The organism is Thiomonas sp. (assembly GCF_034007205.1).
Taxonomy (GTDB): Bacteria; Pseudomonadota; Gammaproteobacteria; order Burkholderiales; family Burkholderiaceae_C; genus Thiomonas.
In genome coordinates, this window is sequence record NZ_JAVERI010000012.1 from 77,071 (window position 1) to 98,173 (window position 21,103).

Consider the following 21,103-nt stretch of genomic DNA (forward strand, 5'->3'; position numbering starts at 1 on the left):
AAGGCTGACAAGCAAAGAATAAACCGCAGACTGTCGGATGGGAGTCAAACTGGATCAAACAGGAGACCAATAGGCGTCGAACGGCGTTCGGGATTGCTGGATGAGGTAGCTGACGGGCAGTTGCGGGCTGGGCGGCGGCGCGCTGGCACGCGCGTAGACCGCGCGTTTGGCCTCGCCCGAAATCGACAACAGCAGCCGACCGGCGCCGAGCAGCGCCGCCAGGCTCAGGCTGATGCGCGCATGCGCGGCGCTTGGCGGGGTGACGGCCAGGTAGGGCAGGGGGTAGGCGGGATCGAGTCCGCTGGGCAACTCGGCCGCGCCGGGAAACAGCGAGGCGGTGTGGCCGTCATCGCCCATGCCCAGCAGCGCGACGGTGAGCGGTTGCGCGAGCGCGTGCAGCCGTGCATTGGCGCGGGCCACGCAGCCGGGCAGATCGAGGGGATCGTCGACCAGAGGCAGGAAGCGGGCCTGCGCGGCGGCACCGGTCAGCAGGTGGGCGCGCACCAGGGCGGCGTTGCTGTCGGCGTGGTCGGGCGGCACCAGGCGTTCATCGACCAGGGTGAGCGTGACGCGCGGCCAGGCGATCGGCGCGCGCGCCAGCGCCTGAAACAAGGCGATGGGCGAGCGCCCGCCCGAGACGGCCAGCACGGCATGCCCCCGCTGGGCGATGCCCTGCGCGAGCGCATCGGTGATGGCCTGCACCAGCCGGCAGGTCTGCTCCTGCGGGGTGGCGCACAGGTGCAGCGTCACTCACAGCTCCTCATGCCACAGGGCGCCATCGCGCGCGAGCAGGGCGCTCGATGCAGTCGGCCCCCAGGTGCCTGCGGTATAGGTCTTGGGCGCTTCGCCATGGCGCGCCCAGCACTCCAGGATGGGCGCCACCCAGCGCCAGGCGGCGGTGAGTTCGTCGCGGCGCATGAACAGCCCGAGCTGACCGCGGATCACGTCGAGCAGCAGCCGCTCATACGCATCGGCGCGACGTTTTTGTGCGGTGGATTCAAAGTCGAGGTCGAGCTTGGTGGGATGCAGCCGCATGCCGTCGCCCGGCTCCTTGGCGAGAAAGTGCAGGCTGATGCTCTCATCGGGCTGCAGCCGGATGACCAGGCGATTGGCGCCCTGCAGACCGACCGGGCCGCCGAACAACGACAGCGGCACGGCCCGGAAGTTGATGACGATCTCCGCCAGCCGCTCCTGCAGTCGTTTGCCGGTGCGCAGGAAGAAAGGCACTCCGGCCCAGCGCCAGTTGACGACCTCGGCCTTGATCGCCACGAAGGTTTCGGTGCGGCTGGCCGGGTCGATGTCGGCCTCCTGCAGGTAGCCGATCACTGGCTTGCCGTCGATCGCCCCGGCGCGGTATTGCCCGCGCACCGTGCGCGCGGCCACATCGGTCTCGGTGAAGGGCTTGAGCGCCTTGAGCACTTTGAGCTTTTCGTCGCGGATGGCATCGGCCTGCAGGCTCGCCGGCGGCTCCATCGCCACCATGCACAGCAGTTGCAGCAAGTGGTTCTGCACCATGTCGCGCAGCGCGCCGGTCTTGTCGTAGAACTCGCCGCGCCCCTCCACGCCGAGATCTTCGGCGATGGTGATCTGCACGTTGTCCACCCACTCGCGGCGCCACAGCGGTTCGAACAGCACGTTGCCGAAGCGTATGGCCATGAGGTTCTGCACCGACTCCTTGCCCAGATAATGGTCGATGCGATAGATCTGCCCCTCGGCAAACGACTGCGCCACTGCCGCATTGATGGCGTTGGACGATTCCAGGTCGTGGCCCAGGGGTTTTTCCAGCACCACGCGCACGGCGGGATGATTGAGGCCCACGCGGGCGAGTTGGGCGCAGATCCCGGCAAACAGCGAAGGCGCCGTGGCGAGGTAGCAGACGGTGACGCGGGTGGTGTCAGCGCCCAGCAGTGCGGCCAGGGCATCGAAATCCGCCGGGTGGGTGGCGTCGAGCTTGAGGTAGGTCATGCGGGCCGCGAAGGCCGCCCAGTCAGGGGAGCTGAAATCGGCCTTGAGGTGCGGGCCGGATTGGTTGCGCACCTGCGCCAGATAATCGTCGAGCGTCAACGCGCCTCGACCGAGTGCCACGATGCGCCCGTCGGGATGCAATGCCCCCGATTGGTGCGCCTGAAACAGCGCGGGCAGCAGCTTGCGCATGGCCAGATCGCCGGTGCCGCCAAACAGCACCATGTCGAAAGGGGGAGTGGCGCTCATGAGGTGTCCTGTCTGCGTGAACGTGCCTGGGAGCCTGTCGGACTTGAAGACAGGCTCCTGGGATGGTAGGCAATTCGTATGTCAGTCATCTATCGAGACTCGATGCGCACGCAATATCCTTGCCACCAATAGGCCGTATCAACAGGCCGCGCCAGCCAAAAACGACAAAACCGCCCGAAGGCGGCTTTGTCCATGCGCACAGGCGATGTGACCGTATGGCCTCAGACCCGGCTGCGGTATTCGCCGGTGCGGGTGTCGATCTCGATCCTGTCGCCGGTGGCCACGAAAATCGGTACGGGCACCTCGAAGCCGGTGGCCAGCCTGGCGGGCTTGAGCACCTTGCCGGAGGTGTCGCCCTTGATGGCGGGCTCGGTGTAGATGATCTCGCGCACCACGGTGGTGGGCAATTCGACGGAGATGGCCTTGCCGTCGTAGAACACCACTTCAACGGCCATGCCGTCTTCGAGGTAGTTCAGGCTGTCGCCCATATTGTCCTTTTCGACCTCGTACTGGTTGTAGTCGGCATCCATGAAAACATACATGGGGTCGGCGAAGTAGGAATAGGTGCATTCCTTGCGATCGAGCACGACCGGATCGAGCTTGTCGTCGGCCTTGTAGACCACTTCGGTGCCGCCGCTGGTGAGCAGGTTCTTGAGTTTCATTTTCACCGTGGCGGCATTGCGGCCGCCGCGGCTGTATTCGGTCTTTTGCACCACCATCGGGTTGTCGCCAACCATGATGACATTACCGGCGCGAATTTCTTGAGCGATCTTCATTGAACAGTTTGTGGGGTTTCAAATAAACTCCTATTCTAACGGGCGGGGAAAAGGCTGGGTCGATCACTGGCGAGTTGGTGGACTTCATCGACGAGTTGACTGGCCAGGTCGGTCCGGGTTTGCAGCTCACGCGACCACTTGAGCGCATGGCGCTGCAGCTCGGGCAGCTTGCTCACCCATTCGAGCCAGGCGGGCGCCAGGTCGAGGCCACGGTTCCACGCGGTCCAGAAATGCACCACGGTATCGCGCAGTTCGCTGTCGGCGTTTTCGAGGTAGCGATCGAGGAAGGCATCGAGCTTGCGGTCGTGGGCGCTGTCTTCCTGCGGGTAGATGTGCCACACGAAGGGCTTGGCCGCCCATTGCGCCCGGACGAAGGAATCTTCTCCCCGCACGATGCAGACATCGGCCGCCCAGAGCAGCTCGTCGAAGCGCTGCTGCGGGATATAGGGCAGGGCGTAGAGGCTCAGGCTGCCGCGGGTCGTGATCTGGCCGGTTTGCAGCGTCATGTCCAGCCAGCCGTTGAGCGCCGTCATCACCGGGCCGGGGCAGACCCACAGCGCCACCGGCTGCTCGGAAGCGGCCAGGGTGCGCAGCCAGCCGTCGAGCCGCTGACGCGCATAGCTGAACAGCAGCACGGTGAGCGCATGGTCGGGCGGAGGCGGCAGACCGAGGGCGCGCAGGGCGATGCGTTTGGCCGAGGGCTGCATCTGCCAGTTGTCGCGCTGCGCGACCAGGCTGGATTCGCGCAGCAGGCCGCCGGTCTTGTCGGTGAAGCCGGGGTAGTAAAAATATTTCATCACGCCCCCGCTTTGCGGCGAGGGTTTGAGGTGATGAAGGTCGACCCACTTTTCGGCGCTGAGGTGTTCGAGGTTGAGCCAGACGGGCTTGGGCGACGCCTTGCCGATTTGCGCGATGTAGGCGTCGCTCAGATGGCAGCCGAACATCTCGATGACGACATCCCCCGGCGTGGCCTGCGCCTGTCGCGCCCAGGGCACAATCTGCACCCCGGCGATGGTCTGCTCCGCAGCGCGAAGCTGCACCTGCGGTGCGATATGCGCGAAGGCCTTGAAATCGTCCAGGAATAATCGCACCTGCTGCTGATGCTCGGCGGCGAGTTGCCGCGCCAGCCGCCAGGTCACGCCGATGTCGCCGAGGTTGTCGACGACATGGCAAAACAGATCCCATCGATATTGGATTTTCATGAAAATGCAGGGTGGCGACGCACCGCCTTTGAATTCACCGTCTTTTTATGATGCGCATTGTCGTCTGTGCCCACGACTGGCGGCCTTTTTACGCCAGGTCAAACAAGATCATCCCGATTTTGCCTGTCTGCCGGTGCCGCCCTTCGGCCCGCTGGATGCGCCGCTGCTCATCGCGGGTCTGGCGCCGGGACTGAAGGGCGCCAATGCCTCGGGCCGTCCGTTCACGGGAGACGGCGCCGGGCCGCTGCTTTACGGCACGCTCACCGAACTGGGTCTGGCCTCGCGGCCCGCGCCCGTGCGCATCGGCGATTCACCCTCGACCCTGCGGGCCAACGACGGGCTGCAACTGCACGGCTGCCGCATCAGCAACGCGGTGAAATGCCTGCCGCCCGAAAACAAGCCCTTGCCGACGGAGATTCGCACCTGCAATCGGTTCATCGCGGCGGAGATCTCGGCCATGCCGAATCTGCGGGTGATCGTCGCCCTGGGCCGGGTGGCGCACGATGCGGTGCTGATGGCGCTGGGGCGCAAAGCCTCTGCCGCGCGCTTCGCCCATGGCGCCGAGCATGATATCGGGGGTCATGCCTTGATCGACAGCTACCACTGCAGCCGCTACAACCAGAACACTGGCCGCCTGACGGCGCCGATGTTTCGCGCGGTGTTCGAGCGGGCCTTGCAACTGACGAACTAAAAGCTCATGCCGTCCGATCCCTGCGACCCTTGCATTTCGCCGTACAGCGCGGATCTGCTCGCGCAAGTCGCGGCGCTGCCGCATCTGCCCGGGGTCTATCGCTACTTCGCCGCCGACGGCGCGCTGCTCTATGTGGGCAAGGCGCGCGATCTGCGCAAGCGGGTGTCGAGCTACTTCCAGAAAGACCACGGCGGCACGCGCATCGGGCTGATGGTGTCGCGCATCGCACGGCTGGACACCACGGTCACGCGCACCGAGGCCGAGGCGCTGCTGCTCGAAAACAACCTGATCAAGACGCAGCATCCGCGCTACAACATTCTGTTTCGCGACGACAAGTCTTATCCGTATTTGCAGATCACCACGGCGCATCCATTTCCGCGCGTGGCGTATTACCGCGGCGCGACCGACCGCAGGCAGCAGTACTTCGGCCCCTACCCCAACGCCTGGTCGGTGAAGGAAAGCATCGCCGTGCTGCAGAAGGTGTTCCAGTTGCGCACTTGCGAGGACACGGTGTTTTCCAACCGCAGCAGGCCGTGTTTATTGCACCAGATCCACCGCTGCACGGCGCCGTGCGTGGGCAAGATCAGCGCCGAGGATTACGGCCGCGACGTGCAGCACGCGGTGCGCTTTCTGCGCGGCGATCACGCGGTGGTGATGGACGAGCTGCAGCGTCAGATGCAGACACTCTCCGACGCGCTGCGTTTCGAGGAGGCCGCGGTGCTGCGCGACCAGATCGCCGCGCTCTCCAATGTGCTGCAGCAGCAAAGCATGGAGGTGGGCAGCACGGAAGACGTGGACATTCTCGCCGTGGCGCTCAAAGGCGGGCGGGCCTGTGTCAACCTGGCAATGGTGCGGGGTGGTCGGCACCTGGGCGACCGCGCCTATTTTCCCAGCCAGGTGCAGGCGGCATTGGAGCTCGAAGACGCTGCAACGGATGATGCCGCGCCCTCGCCAAACGCAGGCCGTGACGCGGCGCAAAGCGTGCTGCAGGCCTTCGTCGCGCAGCATTACCTGCAGATGGCGCCGCCGCCGGTTCTGGTGTGCGAGCTGCCCATCGACGCGGAATGGCTCGACGCCTTGGGCGAACATGCCGGGCATCGCCTGCAGCAAGTCACGCAGCCGCGCGGCCAGCGGCGTGATTGGCTGGAGATGGCACAAAAGGGAGCGCAGATCGCGTTGAGCCGGCTGCTTGCCGAAGAGGGCTCGCAGCGCGAGCGCAGCTTCGCGCTGGCGCAGGTCTTGGGCTTGGACACCGAACAGGCCAAAGGCCTGCGCGTGGAATGTTTCGACATCAGCCATACCGCGGGCGAGGCCACGCAGGCGTCTTGCGTGGTGTATGCCGAACACGCCATGCAGCCGGCGCAATACCGGCGGTTTCGCATCCACGACATCACGCCGGGCGACGACTATGCGGCGATGCGCCAGGTGCTGGCCCGGCGCTACAAGCGTGTTGCGGAGGCGCAGGGGCAGGGGGCGTCAGCCACTGAGGGCGAGGCTCCCAGCGAAGCGCGTCTGCCCGATCTGGTGCTGGTCGATGGCGGACGCGGGCAGGTGGCGATGGCGCGCGAGGTGTTCACCGAACTGGGGCTGGACCCGAGCGTGATCGTCGGCGTGGAAAAGGGCGAGGGCCGCAAGGTCGGCCTGGAGGAACTGGTGTTTGCCGACGGTCGCCCCAAACTCACCCTGCCAGCGGACAGCGCCGCCCTCATGCTGGTGGCGCAGATCCGCGACGAGGCGCACCGTTTCGCCATCACCGGCATGCGCGCCGCACGCGCCAAGGTGCGCACGGGCGGATCTCGGCTCGAAGACATACCCGGCATCGGTCCCAAACGCCGCGCCAGGCTGCTGGCGCGGTTTGGCGGCATTCGTGGCGTCGAGGCCGCCAGCGAAGACGATCTGATGACGGTGGACGGCATCTCGCGCGAACTCGCCCACCAGCTTTACAAGGCGCTGCACTGAGGCGAGTCGCCGGCTACAGGCGCCCTGCCGTTTTGCTGGGCCTGTTTGAGCCACGTTTACTTGGCCATGTGCTTTTTGTGCAATGAGGCCTTGTACAGCGCGACCGTTTCCTTGAACTGCTCGGCGTTCAGCAGGGCGCGCATGCTGTCCACACAGCCCGCGCGCATGGCGGCCAGCGCGGCTTCCTGTTTGCCGATGTCCTCGATCAGGGCTCGACGCTCGGGAGTGTCGCCCATGCCGTTCATCAGCGCTTCGCGCAGTTGCAGGCGGGTGTTGGCGAGCTTGTCTTCTGCTGCCTCGCGTTTGGCCGGCATCGTCTTGAGCCATTGGGCGAATTGTTCCTGCTGGGCGGCATCGAGCTTGAGGGCCGTTTCATGCTGTTTGATGATGGGAACCAGGGCGATGACCGGTTCGCCCAGGTTGTAAGCGGGGCGCTCGGCAAGGGCTGTGTGCAACGGCGCAGCGAACCCGAGCGCCAGCGTGGCGATCAGGGCGGTGCGTTTGAAGTGGCGTTGGGCGAAAGTCGGCATGGCAATCTCCGGTAAGTGGGTGCGTGCCAGGGCTTGGCACGAAGCATGAATGTAATCAGATGTATCTGATTGTCTATTGATTTGACTCAACGACTTGAGTTGTGCGGGCTTTCATCGCGGCCTGCGCTCAGCCGTTCGGCAAAATGCGGGATGTTTCAGTCATTCACGCTTGGAATTCCCGCGCATCCGAATTTTGAATTGATCTGGATCAAGCGCGTGCTTTGCCGCGACGACACGGTGTGCCGGAACCCTCCTAGGCTACGCCTGCTTGCATCGGGGTGGCGTGAAGCAGCGGCCGAACCCGCCAGGCGCAGGGTGGTCTTGCGCGGGGTGACGGCTGCACCTTGAATGCTCATTCAGGGTTTTCCCAGCGGCGATTTGTCATCTTGTTCTCTGATCCATATCAGCGAATACTGATGCACGGATATAGACCAGACGGATCGCGGCGCCAAGACCGCATTCCACCGTCGATACATTGCTTGAAGGAGTTCGTATGTCTGAGTTGCTCGGCATTTACCCCTCGTGGTATGTGCCTCAAATCGGCACCGCCTGGGTGATGGGGATCATCGGCACGATCCACGTGCTGGCCTCCAACACCTCGGTTGGCGCTGCCATTCTGTTTGCCATGCTGGAGAGCCGGGCGGTGCGCGACAACAAGCCCGAGATCATGCAGTACATCAAGAAGTACGGCATGTTCCTGCTGGTGTTCTCCTACATCTGGGGTTCGGTCACCGGCCCCGGCATCTGGTATTCGGTCACCGTGGCCAGCCCGCGCGGCATTTCGGCGCTGATTCACAACTTCGTCTGGGTGTGGGCGACGGAATGGGTCTTTTTCACCGTGGAGGTGATCGGCGTGTACGCGCTGGTCTACACCATCGGCAAGATCGACCCGAAAACCCACCTGAAGATCACCTGGACTTTCGTGGTGAGTTCTGTGGCCACGCTGGTGCTGATCGTGGGCATTCTGTCGTTCATGATGTGGCCGGGCACTGACCGCTGGTATCTCACCGGCAGCGTGTTCGATGCGTTCTACAACCTGAACTTCGCGGCGCAGTTGGCCGATCGCGGCTTTCTGATGCTGACTTCGGCGGCGGTGGTGGGCACGATCATCGTCGCGGCCATTCCCAAGGGTGATCCGCTGCGGCGCGACGTGGGGCAGACGGTGGCCAGGCTCGGCATCACCGGACTGGTCGGCGGCGCGCTGTCGTTCATGTGGTATGTGGCCACGCTGCCGCCCAATGCCTTGATCATGCTCAAGGATCGCCTGCCGCACTGGTTCGGCTACATCGACTTCCGCGTGACGACCTTCGTTCCCCTGGCCATCACGTCGCTGCTGATCGGCGCCTATCTGCTGTGGGTCTATCTCAAACCACAGGCGGTGCGGGTGCCCTTGGCGGCAGCCATGGTCGTGGTTCTACTGGTGGCTGGCATCTGGCCGGAGGAGCGCACCCGCGAAAGCCTGCGCAAACCCTGGGTGGCGGGGCAATACATGTATTCCAACCAGATCATCGGCCGCGACGTGCCGGGCCTGGGCATTCAGGATGAGGTGCCCGTCATCGCCAAGGAAGGGCTGCTGAAGGCGGCGGCCTTCGTGCCGGCCGACCTGCGGGTGATCACGCCGCAGAATCAGATCGAAGCCGGGCGGCTGCTGGCGGTCATGGCCTGTGCCAACTGCCATTCGATCAACAAGGACGGCCCGCTGCGCCCACTGCCGCAATTGCTGCACGGCACCACCGACGTGGCGATGATCCAGGGCTTCCTCTCCGGCCCGCTGGCGCATGGCACCGTGCCTTACATGCCCAAGATCGACCTGCCCGCCGATGAGCAGAGGGCGCTGGCGACTTTCCTGTCTGCAGTCAACGCCGGCACGGTGAACGCCGAGGGCCATCTCATCGCCCGCGCGCCCGTTGCGACGCCGCTGCATACCGCCGTGGCGCAAGCTGCGGATCGGCAACCCATCAAAGCCAAGGATTGACATCATGGATAACGCTTCCGTTTCCGCCATGCTGCATGCCTTGCAGGACCCTGCGGGCCTGCCTGCGCCTGCCTGGATTTTCCAGTATCTCAACGTGCTGACGTGGTCGTTCCACATCGCCTTCGTCAACCTGGCGCTGGGTTCGGGCCTGCTGGCCATCATCGCCTTCATGCGCCGCCAACAACCTGCGTGGGCGCGGCTGTCGGTGGCGATGACCGGGGTGGCCAAGGTGGCCGTGTCGATGGCCATCGTGCTGGGGGTGGCTCCCTTGCTGTTCACGCAGACGATCTACGACCCGTCCTGGTACACGAGCAATGTGCTGTCGGCGTTCTGGGTGATCTTCTTCATCTTCAGCCTGGGCATCGGCTACACGATGTGGTTCGTGTTCTATTTCAAGAACCACGATGTTTCGCACGCCGCCCAGGCGCCGGACACGACGGTGTGGTGGGCCACCGGCGCCTTGTCGCTGCTCATTTTCGACGGCTTCATCATGCACATGCTGTCGTATCAGGGGCTGTTTCCGCAGAAGTGGATGCAGTGGTACGCGCCGCATGGCGTGCCGGTGATGAACGGCATGGGCATTCACGCCTTCGATCTGTGGCGGTTCGGGTTTTTCATGGTCATGTCGCTGACCATGACCGGGGTGTTTCTGCTGGGTTATGCGCGCTACTTCCGTGCCCGCGACGATTTCCCGGCAGACTATCTCGAACTGGCGCACCGCATCGGCGTGAAGACCGCCTACTGGGGTGTGGCGCTGCAGCTCGTCACCGGCGTGTTCTGGGCCCTGGGCCTGCCGTCTTATATGCAAGTGTTCACCCAGCCGCTGTTCTGGCTGACCCTGGTGCTGATCGTGGGCGTGGCGCTGTATGCCCGTCAGGTGCCGGTGCGCGGCTCGGCGCTGCAGGCGTATTCGGCCATGGCGCTTTATGCCTTGATGGCGCTGATCGTCTCGGTCGATCGCGAGGCGCTGCGGATGGCCTATCTGGCGCCGTTCCATTACGACCTGAATTCCAAGCCGCATTATGAATGGGGCGCGGTGGTCTGGTTCTTCGCCACCCTGGTTCTCGTCGGCGGCGGGCTGGTCACGTTCTATTCCACCATGTTGTGGAAGGCGGGAAAGACCAAAGGACTCTACACGGCCGACGGCACCGTTTCGCGCTTGGGCGATACCGCCGTGTGGATCAACTTCGCCTGGCTTGCCGTGTTCTTCGCCATTGGCGTGTGGGCCTATGTGCGCAACATCGTCTGATGTGCGCCGCTGAATCTGGAACTCTCCATCATGACTCTTTTGAAATCCCTCTCACTGACTGCCGCGGGTGTCCTGTTCACGTTCGGCGTCGCCCAGGCCGCACCGTCGGCCGCGATCAGCGCCAAGTTCGGCGTGTGCTTTGCCTGCCACGGCGCGGACGGTCACGCCATTCTGCCGACCTATCCCAATCTGGCCGGGCAGAACAAGGACTATCTGGTGCTGACCCTCAGACAGTTCCGCGACGGCTCGCGCCCGAACCCCGTGATGGGGCCGATGGCCAAGCCGCTGAGCGATTCCGACATCGACCAGATCGCGATGTATTTCGCCGGCATCAAGCCGGGGGCGAAGTAAATCCCGCTGACGAAGCAGGCGGCGCGGGCCTGTCGCCCTGCGTCTGCTTCTGCAGACCGCCGCCCAGCGCCTGATAGAGCAGCGCGGTATCGCTCAGCCGCGCAGCCTGCGCGGCGATCAGGCCGATCCGCGCCTGCTGCGCCTGCTGCTGCGCGGTGAGCAATTGCAGATAGCCCGCGCTGCCCAGTGCATATTGCCGCTCGACCAGCCGCAGCGAGTCCTGCGCCGCGGCGTCGGCTGCCGCCTGCGCCTGCAGCGTCTGCGCATCGTGTTCGAGCGCGCGCAGCACGTCGGCCACTTGCCGCAAGCCCTGGAGCACGGTCTCGCGGTAGTTGGCGGCGGCGGCATCGAAACCGGCTTCGGCGGCGCGCGCCTAGGCCTTCAACCCGGGTTTGAAGACCGGTTGAACGAGTTGTCCGGCCAGTCCCCAGACCATCGATCCGCTGCCGAACAGGCTGGCCGCGGTGAGCGCCTGGCTGCACACTCCCAGGCTGCAAGACACGCGGCGCGATTCAATCGCCCGCAGGGGCGTCGCCCGTGTCGTCGGCAAGGGCGGCATGGGCATGAAACTCGACGTAAAAACGCACGCGCCCGAGAGGCGCCACTTCGTGAGGCACGGCGGGCTCGACGATGCCGGGCCTGTCGGGCGTGAGCAGGCGCCGCTCGGGTTCGGGCTTGAGGATGTGGTATTCGAGCAAGCCCTGAGTGACGTGGATCACCGCCCACACGCCGGGTTTGGTGGTGTGTTCATTGAGCAGGCCCTTCGGAATCGTCGCCTCGGTGAACTCGGGGGTGCGGCGATAGGCGCGCACGTCGGCAGGCAGGCTTTTCAACATGAGGCTTCTCCTCTCGCTGCGGTTCAGTCGAAGCCGCGGCCATCAAAGGCTTCCTCGTGGGTCACCCCGTCGCGGATGTGGTAGATGCGCTTGAAGGTGGGGATGATCTTTTCGTCGTGGGTGACGACGATGATCGCCGTCTGATAGCGCTTGGCCATGTCGCCCAGGATGCGGATCACCGCCAGCGCGCGCACGCTGTCCAGCGGCGCGGTGGGTTCGTCGGCGAGGATCACCGGCGGACGGTTGACCAGGCCGCGGGCGATGGCCACGCGCTGCTGCTCGCCGCCGGAGAGCTGCGAGGGCATGGCCCGCGCCCGGTGCTGCACGTCGAGCGCGGTGAGCAGTTCCATGGCACGGGCGCGCGCCTCGGCGTTGCTGCGGCCCGCCAGCATGGGCAGCAGCGCCACGTTGTCGGTGACGTCGAGAAAGGGGATGAGATAAGGCGCCTGGAACACGAAGCCGATCTTGTCGCGCCGCAATGCGCGCAGATCGCGGATCTTCCAGCCATCGTCGTAGATGACGTCATCGCCCAGCGTCATGCGGCCCGCGGTGGGCTCGATCACCGCGCCCAGACACTTGAGCAGGGTGCTCTTGCCCGAACCGGAGGGGCCGACCAGGCCGACGACTTCGCCCGGCTCGACCCGCATGTCCACGCCCTTGAGCGCGTCGACCGCGGTGTCGCCGCTGCCGTAGCGCTTTTTCAGGCCTTCGATGCGGATGCCTTCACTCATCTCAGCCTCCGATCGCTTCGGCCGGATCGACCCGCAGCGCCATGCGGATGGCCACCACACTGGCCAGCGCGCAGATCGCCAGCACCAGGAAGAATCCGGCGATGGAGTCTCCCGGCAGCAGCAGCACGAACTTGGGAAACGCCGGCGCGGCGAAGGTGGCGCTGATCTTGCCCACGGCGAAGCCGATCAGACCGAGTGCGAGCGCCTGCTGCATGATCATCGCGGCAATGGTGCGGTTGCGCGTGCCGATGAGCTTGAGCACGGCGATTTCGCGGATCTTGTCCATGGTGAGGGTGTAGATGATGAAGGCGACGATGGCCGCGCTGACGATGGCCAGGATCACCATGAACATGCCGATCTGCCTGGACGCGGTGGCGATGAGCTTGTTGACCAGGATGTCCTGCATCTGCGCGCGGGTGAACACGGTCAGGCGCTTCCAGCGGCGGATCGGTGCGGCCACTTCGTCGGCGGTGTAGCCCGGCTTGATGCGCACCAGCACGGCGTTGACATAGTTGTTGGTGGTTTGCGAGGCGATCACGGCGTCGAGCAGGCCGGGCACGCCGGGGCGGTTGAACGCCGGGTTCTCCGTGGTGCGGCGGCGCTGCTGCAGAATGGCTTCGTTGTCCTTGAGGAACTGCGCCTGCTGCGCGTCCTTGAGCGGAATGAACACCATGGGGTCGCCGCTCGACGACACCATGCGCCGCGTCAGCCCGACCACGGTGTAGCGGTTGCGGCGGATCTGCAGGGTGTCGCCCAGCTTGAAGCCGCTGGCGATGTCGGCCACCGCCTCGTAATGGCTGCGGGTGATCTGCCGACCGGCCACCAGATACGGCGGCCAGCCCGCGCTGCCGGGGCCGTCGGGGGCGATGCCGACCACCATGGCGCGCACGTCGCGCGGCGCGGCATGATTCGTGGCGCGCACCTGCATGGTGAGGTAGGTGACATTGGTGGCGCTGGCCACGCCGGGCATCGCGGCAACTCCGCGCCAGGTGTCGTCGTACAGGCTGGACGATTCGGCGTAAGGGCCTTGGGTGTCTTTCTGTACCACCCACAGGTCGGCGCCGCTGTTGTCGAGCAGCACCATGGCGTCGTCGATCATGCCGCGATACACCCCGGCCATGACCAGGGTGACGCCGATCAACAGCCCCAGGCCGACGCCGGTGAACACGAACTTGCCCCAGGCGTGCAGGATGTCGCGTCCGGCCAGGCTGATCATGGCGACACTCCGGGGATGTGGTCGACGATGCTGATATTGCTGCGCGCACCCAGGGTGCGTTGGCTGTAGACCACCACGCGCTCGCCCGCCTTCAGGCCTTGAACCTGCACATCGCCCTGTAGATCGCTGCCCAGCACCTTGACCGGAACGAACTCCAGCTTGCCCGAGGCCACGCGCCACACGCCGAGCTTGCCGTCCACGCGCTGCAGGCTGGCGTTGGGCACGGTCGGGCGAGCGGGCAGCGCGGGCAGGCTGACAGTGACATCGGCGAGCTCGCCGATCGGCGGCAGGGGCTGCGGCAAGGGGTCGAACACGACCTTGGCCAGCGTCTCCTCGGTCACCGCGTCGGCCACGGGATCGACCCGCAGCACTCGACCGGCCAGGGTCTGGTTCGAGCGCGAACGCAGCACGATGCGCGCCGGCAGGCCGGCGGCCAGGCCGGTGGCGGTGAGCTGGTCGAAGCGGGTGTCGATCCACAGGCTGTCGGGCGCGATCAGTTCGACCACCGCGGCGCCGGCGACGACCGTCGATCCGGGATCGGCGTCGCGCGCGCTGACCAGGCCGGCAGTGGGCGCGACCAGCTTGAGGTTGCTGCGCTGCGCCTGCAGCGCGGCAAGGTCGGCGCGGGCGCGCTCGACCGCATCGTGCGCCGCCTGCAGCGCGGCTTCGGCCGACTGCAGTTCCTGCTCGCGGGTGGCGAGCAGTTCCTCGGTGGTGCCATGCGCGGCGAACAACTGCGCGTAGCGTGTCGCCTGGGTCCGGGCAAAATCGCGCTGGGTCTGCGCCTGGCGCAATTGCGCCTGGGTGCTCAGCACCGTCGCCTGTTGCGAGCGGATGCGCGCGTCCAGATCCACCGGGTCCATTTCTCCGAGCACCTGGCCGGCGCGCACCGAGTCGCCGACATGCACGTCCAGACGCTTGACACGTCCGGCGACGGTCGGGCCGACCAGGGTGGTGTAGCGCGCCTGCACGGTGCCGATGCCGAACAGCGAAGGGGCGATGGCGCGGTCTTGCACCGTGGCGACGGTGACCGGCACCGGAGCGAGCGGCCCGGTGCGCAGCGCCACATACCCGAGCAGAATCAGCAGCGGAACCAGCACCGCCAGCAACAGCAGGGTGCGGCGATTGAGGGCGGAAAAATTCATTTTGTGCTCCTGATGCAGCGGCGAAAAAGCGCGAACGCACCGGGCGCCGCGCGGCGAACGTGCTGAGGGTCGCCGTGCAGCAGGGTCTGCATCACTAGACCCTGTATGGCGCCGATGAACATGGCGGCGGCTGCATCCGTGTCGATGTCCTGCGCCAGTTCGCCGCGCTGCTGCCCGGTGGCGATGAGCTGGCGCACGCGCTTGCCGTAAGCCGCCAGCATCGCACGGGCAGCGCGCTTTGCCGCCGTGTCTTCGGCGCGCTGGAGTTCACCGAACAACATGCGCGGCACGCCAGGATGTTCGGCGACGAAGGCGGTGTGGGTGAGGAACACCGCCTCCAGCGCATCGAGCGCGTTGTCGTGGTCGGCGATGGCGCGTTCGACCCGTCGCATCAGCCGCGTGGCGACCCAGTCCATCACCGCTTCCCAGATGGCGTCCTTGCTGGGGAAGTGGCGGAACAACGCGCCCTGCGTCAGTCCCATGTGCTGGGCGATGGCGGTGGTCGTGATATCGCTCGGATTGCGTCGCGCCGCGAGTTCGATCACGGACTCGACCGTGGCCTCGCGGCGTTCTTCGGCGGGGAGATGGGCGGGACGGATGTTCACGTTGAGGTTAGTGCAAAAGAAAGTAATCGAATACTAACATCGCCCGGCAAAAAACACCCCGGCTATCCGAGCGTTTGCTCCGGGGTGTGTTCTGCGGCAACCGCTTGCCGCTGCTCAAATGCTGCCGGTTTCGGTCGGGCTGCTGACGATGGCGTCAAACTCGGCCTGCGAAATGTATTGCGGCGTGTAGGTGACGCCGGCGGCGGTCAATTGCGAGATGAAGGCGCGCATGTGGTTGCGTGAGCCTTTCATCAACTCGCCGAAAACCAGAGCGATGTCGGCGTTGTCGGTGGCGGCGATGCGTTGCTCCAGGTCCATGATGTCCACGTCTTCGATGGTGGCGCCCACGGTGAGGGCGCCGATCAGCGATGTCTGCCCCTGCGCCATCAAGGTGTTGAACATCTGCTGCAGCGTCGGGTCGGTGAACACCCCGGTGGCCGCATTCGCTGCCGGGTCGGGCAGGTTGTAGCGCGCCAGCAGCAGGGCCACGGCGTCCATGTGCTGCTGCTCGCTGGCCGCAATATTGCTGAACACTCTTTGGCCCCATTGCGTATAGAGGAGCTGGTACACGTCGCGTGCAAGTTTTTCCTCTTCGCGCATGAAGACCAGGGCGGCGGCTTCGCTCTCGGATAGCGTCGCGGGAGGGATGGCGTCGAGCTGGGTGCTGAGCGCGGCGATGGTCGTCGCCGATGTCACGTCGGTGCTCGCCGGGGTTGCGGCGACGGTGGAATCACCACCGCCGCCGCAGCCGGCGAGAGCCAGCGCCGCAGCGCCGAGGGTGGTACTCAGAAAAGTTCGGCGTTGCATGTCCGGTCTCCGAGGGTCAGTTCGTCGTGGCGGCAGGCGCGGTTTGCAGGGACGGGTCCTGGATGCGCTGCTGGTTGCGTTGCTGCAGCTTCTGGCCCTGTCCAGCGCCCTGTGCCGTGCCGCCGTTCTGGTTCATGTTGCGATGCTGGTACTGGTGTTGCTGCATCTGGCCGGTTCCTGCGCCAGCAGCGGCTCCGCCGCCCATGCCGCCGCCCATGCCTGCGGCAAAGACGGAACCGGCGGCACCCATGGCCACTGCAGCTGCCAGAAGACGAAGTGAAGTGCGTTGTTTCATGATGAACTCCTTGAGGTTGAAAAATGTGAATCAGCGTCGACCACGCCCACTGCCTTGTCCGCCCGCATGGGACCCGCCTCCAGGCCCGGCGCCACCCGCGACGGCGCCGGCCGCTGCAGGTCTTGCGGGAGAGCCGACGGCCAATCCGGCCATGGCCGCAGCACGCTCCATGCGCCGCTCGTAGCCCGTGCCAAACGGAGCGTGCTGTCCAGGCGGCCCCTGCAGGGCAGGCAAGCCGGTTTGGGCTCCGACCGCCGGACTGTGGAGCGATTTGCCCACCTGGGCCGCAGCACCTGCTTCGGCTTGCCGGGCCTGGTCGGCTGCGACCTGGCGCGTGGAATCGAACAGGGCTCCCGCATTCAGAGGCGTCTGCTGTGCCGCAGCCGCGCCCACACCGGCGAGGCTCAGGCCGATGCAGGCAAACAGATTGCGGTAGTCTGGGACACAAGCGCGCATGGCGGTGAGGACAAGGCAGGGGTTGTGGTCGATGGATGTCATGTTTCAATGGCGAGATTGCGCGGGGATGTCCTTCAGGCGGCTTCGCGTTCCCCAGCGTATCAATTTGTTTCAGCAGGTATCGACTGGCGCCGTGGGATCGAGCGTTGCCCTAGACTTCCGAGCCATGGATTCACCCTCTTCCAATCAACGCATCCTGGTGGTCGATGACGATCCGGAACTGCGCATCATGCTGCGCGACTACCTTGCGGCCAATGGCTTCAGCGTCGACCTGGCCGCGCACGGTGAGGCCATGCGCGACTGTCTGGAGCGGCAAATGCCGCAGGCCGTGATCCTCGATCTGATGTTGCCCGGAGAAGACGGGCTGGCCTTGGCGCGCGAACTGCGTCGCAGCAGCGAAGTGCCCATCCTCATGCTGTCCGCGCGTGGCGAGGAAATCGATCGGGTGATTGGGCTGGAGGTCGGAGCCGATGACTATCTGCCCAAGCCGTTCAGCCCGCGCGAGCTGCTGGCCCGCTTGCGTGCCCTGCTGCGTCGCGCGCGGCCGGCTCCTGCGGGAAATGCCTCGCCGGCATCCAAAGCGGGGGGCGAGGCGGTGCGTTTCGGCCCGTTCATGCTCGACGCGGCGGCGTTTCGTCTGTTGCGCGACGGTCAGGACGTGGGGCTGAGCGTGGCCGAGTTCACCTTGTTGCAGGCCTTGTGCGCCCATCCCAACCGCGTGCTCAGCCGCGATCAGCTCATCGACTGGCTCAAGGGCTATGAGCGCGATGCCTTCGATCGCAGCATCGACGTTCGCGTCGCCCGCCTGCGCCGCAAGATCGAAGATGACCCGGCCCATCCCGTGTACATTCGCACCATCCGGGGGCAGGGCTATCTGTTCAATCCGGCAGGCGCGCTCACCTGACGCGATTTCTGGCCTTGCGCCGATTCATGCAGCCTTCTTCATCGCCGAGCGCCGCAGGGCAAACCGGGCGCACGCTGCGGCAGCAGACACTGCGGGCCATGCTGGTGCTGGTGTTGATCCTGGAACTGGCTTTTGCCGGAGTCGCGCTGCTGTTCGTGCTCAAACCCATGGCAGAGCGCTCGGCGCACGATCTCGCCGGCCTCATGGTGCTGTCGGCGCAAACCTGGGCGGAGCTGCCGCCGCAGACCCGCCCGGCGTTTGTGCAGGAACTGCACGACCGCTACCGCCTCGGTCTGCTTCCCGGCATGCAGCCTCCTGCCGACGAGGGCCTGACGCATGGGATCTACATCGCCTATGTCGAACAATCCTTGCAGCAGCGCCTCGGGCATCCGGTGTTTTTCCGCAGGCAGACCGACGCGCAAGGCCATGTGTGGCTGTGGACCAGCATTCCCGCAGGCGGGCGCGACATCGGCGTGGGGTTCGACAGCAGTCGCGTCCAGACGCAGCCCATCAGGGCCTTGTTGATCGGGCTGGCGCTGACCCTGCCGCTGTCGTTTCTGCTGGCCTTGTGGTGGGCACGGCGCATCACGCGGCCGTTGGTGTCGATGGAGCGGGCGGCGGCGGGAATCGCACGCGGCAATGCTCCGCAGCGGCTGTCGCAGTCCGGGCCGCGTGAAATCGCCAGCCTGGCGGCGCATTTCAATCAGATGGCGGGGCGCATCGACGCCCTGCTGCAGGCGCGCACCACCTTGCTCGTCGGCATTTCGCACGATCTGCGCTCGCCCCTGGCGCGCATCCGCCTGGCGCTGGAACTGCAACGCATGGCGCCGACGCCCGAGCGCCTGGACCAGATCGAACGCGACGTGCAGGCGATGGACAGGCTCATCGGCGAGGTGCTCGGGCTCGCCCGCGGGCTGCAGGTGCAGGCCGCAGAGGAACTCGCCCTGGCACCCTGGCTGCAAGAGCGGCGACAGACGCATGTCGAATGGGCGGCTTCTCGGGGCGCAACCCTCGACGTGCAATGTCCGGATGGGCTCAGAGCCTGGGTCGATGTCGCCGCATTGCAGCGTGTGGTCGACAATTTTCTGACCAATGCGGTGCATTACGCCGCGGGCCCCATCACCCTGCAGGCCGCGCCGGGCAGTTCAGGCGACACGGTGCGCATGGCGGTGCTCGACCGCGGCCCCGGCATTCCTGCCGATCAACTCGAAGCCGTGTTTGCGCCTTTCACCCGGCTCGATGCCGCCCGCACCCCCGGACAAGGCTCCGGCCTGGGACTGGCGATTGCCCGCCAACTGGCGCAGCAGCACGGTTGGGCCATCGGCTTGCAGCCGCGCGAGGGCGGCGGGCTGATCGCCTGGGTGGACGTGCCGACGTCGTCTATCCGCTCAGTCTGAAGGGGGATGGGCCGAGCGCTTGCGACGCCGCACCCGCCACAGCGTCCAGATGACCAGCGCGATGGCGATACCGCCGTAGATATAGAGCAGCAGATCGATGTGGGCGGCGAACCAGTTGGCGTTCATGGGGAAGGGTTCCTGTGGCGGCAAGGGCAAGCCAAAGTCTTCACCCTATCATGGCGGCTATGGCGACGCCGAATTGACGGCATGAATCGACGGACGGCCGTTTGGTTCTTCCAGTAAGTACGGGAACCGCCATTTTTCCAACTCCGCAATCTCGCTTTCATGTCATCGCGCGCGTTCAACCTGCCGACGCTGCTCACCTGGGCGCGGGTGGCGGCCATTCCGCTGGTCGTCGGGGTGTATTTTCTACCCACGGACTGGATGACCCTGCCCGAGCGCAACCTCGCCGCGACCATTCTGTTCATTCTCAGCGCCATCACCGACTGGCTCGACGGCTATCTGGCGCGCAAATGGAACCAGACTTCGGCTTTCGGCGCCTTTCTCGACCCGGTGGCCGACAAGCTGATGGTCTCTGCGGCCCTGCTCATTCTGCTGCAACTCGGGCGCATCGATGCCCTGGTGACCCTCATCATCATCGGCCGCGAAATCGCCATCTCCGCGCTGCGCGAATGGATGGCGCAGATCGGCCAGTCGCGCCGGGTGGCGGTGAGCTATGTCGGCAAGGTCAAGACGGCGGTGCAGATGGTGGCCATTCCCTTCCTGCTGTATGGCGGCGTCCTGTTCGGCGAGGTGGATACGGTGAGAATCGGTCAGTGGCTGATCTGGGTGGCGGCCGTGCTCACGCTCTATTCCATGCTGTACTACTTCCGCATCGCGCTGGCGGGGATGAAATTGACGTGAACGCAACGTCGGTCGGCACGCCCGCCATACTGCGTCGGGCTATGCCCTGGGTGTTCGTGCTGATCTGGAGCACCGGGTTCATCGTCGCCCGCTATGGCATGCCCTACGCCCCGCCGATGAAATTTCTCAGCCTGCGCTATGCCTTTTCACTTTTGGTGCTGCTGCCGCTGGCCGCTTGGTTGCGCACGGACTGGCCGCGCGGCGGCAGGCAATGGCTGCATCTCGCCGTGGTCGGGGCCTTGTTGCAGGCGGGCTATCTGGGCGGGGTCTGGGCGGCGGTCAAGCAAGGCATACCGGCGGGAACGGTGGCGTTGATCGTGGGTTTGCAGCCCCTGTTGACGGCAGTACTGGTCTCGGCCGGAGGTCAGCGCATTCACGCCCGCCAGTGGCTGGGTCTGCTGCTGGGTTTTGGCGGCTTGGCGCTGGTGGTGCTGCACAAGCTCGATGGCGGAGAACTCAGCGCCCACAACCTGCTGCTGTCGCTGCTGGCCCTGTGCAGCATCACCGCCGGAACGCTGTGGCAAAAGCGTTTTGTCCAGCCGACCTCGGTCTGGGGGGCGTTGACGATCCAACTCCTGGCAGCCCTGGTCATCACTGCACCCTTTGCGCTGTTGGAGATGGAGCCCGTGGTGTGGAACGGGCAGCTCATCGCCGCCTTGGCCTGGTCGGTACTGGCGCTGACGGTGGGGGCGGGGGCCTTGCTCTATCTGCTCATCCAGCGCGGCGCCGCGGTGCAGGTGACGAGTCTGATCTACTGGGTGCCGCCCGTCACCGCCTTGATGGGCTGGGCCTTGTTCCACGAAACGCTCGGCCCGACGACCTGGGCGGGCATGGCGCTGGTCGCAGCCGGCGTCATCGCCGTGACCCGGCAACCGACGACGGTGTTGATTCGGCGTTGAACCC

At 65.5% G+C, this 21,103-nt stretch carries 23 protein-coding genes and 1 pseudogene; 9 read left to right on the forward strand and 15 right to left on the reverse strand.

Annotated features, from left to right (window positions below; translation table 11 throughout):
• Window positions 1–54: 54 nt before the first annotated feature.
• The 4 genes from pgl to earP all read right to left on the reverse strand — a co-directional run bounded on the left by pgl (window position 55) and on the right by earP (window position 4,189).
• Window positions 55–750 (reverse strand): 6-phosphogluconolactonase, encoded by a 696-nt coding sequence (pgl, locus tag RBR52_RS11080; RefSeq protein WP_320377319.1) that lies wholly within the window; start codon window positions 748–750, stop codon window positions 55–57.
• Window positions 751–2,211: a glucose-6-phosphate dehydrogenase gene (gene zwf / locus RBR52_RS11085; protein ID WP_320377320.1), complete on the reverse strand. Its 1,461-nt coding sequence runs from the start codon at window positions 2,209–2,211 to the stop codon at window positions 751–753.
• 221 nt (window positions 2,212–2,432) lie between these two features.
• Complete coding sequence (efp, locus tag RBR52_RS11090) at window positions 2,433–2,987, reverse strand: elongation factor P (RefSeq protein WP_320377321.1); 555 nt, start codon at window positions 2,985–2,987, stop codon at window positions 2,433–2,435.
• 35 nt (window positions 2,988–3,022) lie between these two features.
• Complete coding sequence (gene earP, locus RBR52_RS11095; protein WP_320377322.1) at window positions 3,023–4,189, reverse strand: elongation factor P maturation arginine rhamnosyltransferase EarP; 1,167 nt, start codon at window positions 4,187–4,189, stop codon at window positions 3,023–3,025.
• On the opposite strand from earP, the gene RBR52_RS11100 reads away from it, so the two are divergent.
• Both RBR52_RS11100 and uvrC read left to right on the forward strand, forming a co-directional pair.
• Window positions 4,188–4,880, forward strand: coding sequence for a uracil-DNA glycosylase (locus tag RBR52_RS11100; RefSeq protein ID WP_320377323.1), 693 nt, complete (start codon window positions 4,188–4,190; stop codon window positions 4,878–4,880). The two genes, earP and RBR52_RS11100, sit on opposite strands and share 2 nt — an antisense overlap.
• A gap of 6 nt (window positions 4,881–4,886) precedes the next feature.
• Window positions 4,887–6,839: an excinuclease ABC subunit UvrC gene (uvrC, locus tag RBR52_RS11105; protein ID WP_320377324.1), complete on the forward strand. Its 1,953-nt coding sequence runs from the start codon at window positions 4,887–4,889 to the stop codon at window positions 6,837–6,839.
• A 56-nt stretch (window positions 6,840–6,895) separates the two neighbouring features.
• Here uvrC and RBR52_RS11110 read toward each other — a convergent pair whose 3' ends face one another.
• Complete coding sequence (locus RBR52_RS11110; RefSeq protein ID WP_320377325.1) at window positions 6,896–7,369, reverse strand: hypothetical protein; 474 nt, start codon at window positions 7,367–7,369, stop codon at window positions 6,896–6,898.
• A 493-nt stretch (window positions 7,370–7,862) separates the two neighbouring features.
• Between RBR52_RS11110 and RBR52_RS11115 the strand changes: the two genes are divergently transcribed.
• The 3 genes from RBR52_RS11115 to RBR52_RS11125 are packed head-to-tail and all read left to right on the forward strand — an operon-like array spanning window position 7,863 to window position 10,944.
• Complete coding sequence (locus RBR52_RS11115) at window positions 7,863–9,344, forward strand: c-type cytochrome (RefSeq protein WP_320377326.1); 1,482 nt, start codon at window positions 7,863–7,865, stop codon at window positions 9,342–9,344.
• A gap of 4 nt (window positions 9,345–9,348) precedes the next feature.
• Window positions 9,349–10,593: a hypothetical protein gene (locus RBR52_RS11120; protein ID WP_320377327.1), complete on the forward strand. Its 1,245-nt coding sequence runs from the start codon at window positions 9,349–9,351 to the stop codon at window positions 10,591–10,593.
• Window positions 10,594–10,623: 30 nt separating this feature from the next.
• Complete coding sequence (locus RBR52_RS11125) at window positions 10,624–10,944, forward strand: cytochrome c (protein WP_320377328.1); 321 nt, start codon at window positions 10,624–10,626, stop codon at window positions 10,942–10,944.
• Here the strand turns inward: RBR52_RS11125 and RBR52_RS11130 are convergent.
• From RBR52_RS11130 to RBR52_RS11170, 9 genes and pseudogenes are all read right to left on the reverse strand, one after another.
• Window positions 10,925–11,428 (reverse strand): annotated as a pseudogene (locus RBR52_RS11130) (TolC family protein); the annotation flags it as partial. The gene RBR52_RS11125 and the pseudogene RBR52_RS11130 sit on opposite strands and share 20 nt — an antisense overlap.
• 28 nt (window positions 11,429–11,456) lie before the next feature.
• Entirely contained in the window at window positions 11,457–11,780 is a 324-nt protein-coding gene (locus RBR52_RS11135) for a DUF1971 domain-containing protein (protein ID WP_320377329.1), read from the reverse strand.
• A 23-nt stretch (window positions 11,781–11,803) separates the two neighbouring features.
• Window positions 11,804–12,511 (reverse strand): ABC transporter ATP-binding protein, encoded by a 708-nt coding sequence (locus RBR52_RS11140; protein WP_320377330.1) that lies wholly within the window; start codon window positions 12,509–12,511, stop codon window positions 11,804–11,806.
• Between the two features lies 1 nt (window position 12,512).
• On the reverse strand, window positions 12,513–13,727 hold the full coding sequence (locus RBR52_RS11145; protein WP_320377332.1) for an ABC transporter permease: 1,215 nt from the start codon (window positions 13,725–13,727) through the stop codon (window positions 12,513–12,515).
• On the reverse strand, window positions 13,724–14,872 hold the full coding sequence (locus tag RBR52_RS11150) for an efflux RND transporter periplasmic adaptor subunit (RefSeq protein ID WP_320377333.1): 1,149 nt from the start codon (window positions 14,870–14,872) through the stop codon (window positions 13,724–13,726). Before RBR52_RS11150 ends, RBR52_RS11145 begins: the two co-directional genes overlap by 4 nt.
• On the reverse strand, window positions 14,869–15,477 hold the full coding sequence (locus tag RBR52_RS11155; protein WP_320377334.1) for a TetR/AcrR family transcriptional regulator: 609 nt from the start codon (window positions 15,475–15,477) through the stop codon (window positions 14,869–14,871). The genes RBR52_RS11150 and RBR52_RS11155 overlap by 4 nt, the downstream gene beginning before the upstream one ends.
• Before the next feature lie 114 nt (window positions 15,478–15,591).
• Window positions 15,592–16,284: a DUF2202 domain-containing protein gene (locus RBR52_RS11160; RefSeq protein WP_320377335.1), complete on the reverse strand. Its 693-nt coding sequence runs from the start codon at window positions 16,282–16,284 to the stop codon at window positions 15,592–15,594.
• Window positions 16,285–16,300: 16 nt separating this feature from the next.
• A complete protein-coding gene (locus tag RBR52_RS11165; protein WP_320377336.1) occupies window positions 16,301–16,579 on the reverse strand; it encodes a hypothetical protein in 279 nt (92 codons plus the stop codon).
• A 30-nt stretch (window positions 16,580–16,609) separates the two neighbouring features.
• Window positions 16,610–17,077, reverse strand: a complete 468-nt coding sequence (locus RBR52_RS11170; protein ID WP_320377337.1) for a hypothetical protein — start codon at window positions 17,075–17,077, stop codon at window positions 16,610–16,612.
• A 124-nt stretch (window positions 17,078–17,201) separates the two neighbouring features.
• On the opposite strand from RBR52_RS11170, the gene RBR52_RS11175 reads away from it, so the two are divergent.
• Both RBR52_RS11175 and RBR52_RS11180 read left to right on the forward strand, forming a co-directional pair.
• Complete coding sequence (locus tag RBR52_RS11175) at window positions 17,202–17,939, forward strand: response regulator (RefSeq protein WP_320377338.1); 738 nt, start codon at window positions 17,202–17,204, stop codon at window positions 17,937–17,939.
• Window positions 17,940–17,965: 26 nt separating this feature from the next.
• Window positions 17,966–19,336 carry an ATP-binding protein gene (locus RBR52_RS11180; protein ID WP_320377339.1) on the forward strand — a complete coding sequence of 457 codons (1,371 nt, stop codon included), beginning with the start codon at window positions 17,966–17,968 and terminating at the stop codon, window positions 19,334–19,336.
• Here RBR52_RS11180 and RBR52_RS11185 read toward each other — a convergent pair.
• Entirely contained in the window at window positions 19,328–19,462 is a 135-nt protein-coding gene (locus RBR52_RS11185) for a hypothetical protein (protein WP_320377340.1), read from the reverse strand. The genes RBR52_RS11180 and RBR52_RS11185 overlap by 9 nt on opposite strands.
• Window positions 19,463–19,621: 159 nt before the next feature.
• Here RBR52_RS11185 and pgsA point away from each other — a divergent pair, with 159 nt between their 5' ends.
• A complete protein-coding gene (gene pgsA / locus RBR52_RS11190; RefSeq protein ID WP_320377341.1) occupies window positions 19,622–20,200 on the forward strand; it encodes a CDP-diacylglycerol--glycerol-3-phosphate 3-phosphatidyltransferase in 579 nt (192 codons plus the stop codon).
• Window positions 20,197–21,099 carry a DMT family transporter gene (locus tag RBR52_RS11195; protein WP_320377342.1) on the forward strand — a complete coding sequence of 301 codons (903 nt, stop codon included), beginning with the start codon at window positions 20,197–20,199 and terminating at the stop codon, window positions 21,097–21,099. Before pgsA ends, RBR52_RS11195 begins: the two co-directional genes overlap by 4 nt.
• Window positions 21,100–21,103: the final 4 nt, after the last annotated feature.